Genomic DNA, 856 nt, shown 5'->3' on the forward strand with positions numbered 1-856 from the left:
GGACTTTCACGGATGTCGTCTACGTTTCCTTTATATGTTAAACCGAATACTGTCACAACGCGGCCGTCTACTTTTTCCATTAAAGCATTTGTGTTGTCTACTACGTATTGAGGCATAGACGTGTTAATTGTTCTTGCTAGATTAATAAGCTGAGCTGTTTTAGGCGCTTTTGCAACGATGAAATATGGATCTACAGCCAAGCAGTGTCCGCCTACACCCGGTCCTGGTGTATGAAGGTTTACACGCGGATGCTTGTTAGCCATTTGAACAACTTCTAGCGCATCGATTTCTAATTCGTTACATACTTTTGTTAATTCGTTTGCTAACGCGATGTTTACGTCACGGAATGTGTTTTCCATTAGTTTTGACATTTCTGCTGTTTTTGCATCTGTTTTAATGATTTCACCTTGTACAAATGTACTGTATACCATTGCACCAGCTTCTGTACAGTTTGGCGTAAGTCCTCCAACAATACGGTTGTTGTGGATTAGTTCATGAAGGATTTGTCCTGGAAGTACACGTTCTGGACAATGTACTAAGAACACGTCTTTTCCAACTTCAAAGCCAGCTGCTTCTACTAACGGTTTCACATGGTCATCCATGCTGCGCGGTGCGATTGTAGATTCTACGATTAATACGTTTCCTTTTTCTAAGTAAGGAATGACGTTGCTTACAGCGCTTAATACATATGATAGATCACAAGATTTGTGCTGGTCATCATGATTTGGTGTTGGTACAGCTACGATGAATGCATCTGCTTTTTCCGGCTGCAATGCTGCGCGGAATGTACCTTTTTCAATTACTTCATTTAATGCTTCCTGCAGACCAGGCTCTTCTAAATGGATTTTTCCATTGT

General features: G+C 41.0%; 1 protein-coding gene. It reads right to left on the reverse strand.

Annotated elements, in window-relative coordinates; all coding sequences use genetic code 11:
- A partial coding sequence (locus RB298_RS22855; RefSeq protein WP_486048714.1) for a nucleotide sugar dehydrogenase occupies positions 1-856 on the reverse strand: 856 nt, incomplete at both ends.

This window comes from Priestia sp. BR_2 (assembly GCF_041954005.1).
Taxonomy (GTDB): domain Bacteria; phylum Bacillota; class Bacilli; order Paenibacillales; family Paenibacillaceae; genus Paenibacillus_AQ; species Paenibacillus_AQ lautus_A.